At 45.8% G+C, this 319-nt stretch carries 1 tRNA gene; it reads right to left on the reverse strand.

Going from position 1 to position 319, the window contains the following annotated elements:
- Positions 1-223 precede the first annotated feature (223 nt).
- Positions 224-297: transfer RNA gene (locus tag HGH92_RS33510), tRNA-Ala, on the reverse strand.
- Positions 298-319 lie beyond the last annotated feature (22 nt).

Genomic DNA, 319 nt, shown 5'->3' on the forward strand with positions numbered 1-319 from the left:
CCACGTCCTTCTTCGCCTCTTAGATCCTAGGCATCCACCATGCGCCCTTATTCGCTTTAAATATTTTAGTATATAGATATTACTATCCGTATACAACTTGCATTTCCCAATATGTCAAAGAGCTTTAAGACTATTGCTAGTCTGTTGCCGATGTCTGAGATCCGATCTCTGTGGCCCGTTCGGCCGTACATCTTGTGTGTGTTTAAGAACTAAGTTGATTAAGTGGAGGATATCGGATTCGAACCGATGACCCCCTGCGTGCAAGGCAGGTGCTCTAGCCAACTGAGCTAATCCCCCGTAATCATTGTAGACCCGAGCA

Origin of the sequence: Chitinophaga varians (assembly GCF_012641275.1) — a bacterium.
Taxonomy (GTDB): domain Bacteria; phylum Bacteroidota; class Bacteroidia; order Chitinophagales; family Chitinophagaceae; genus Chitinophaga; species Chitinophaga varians_A.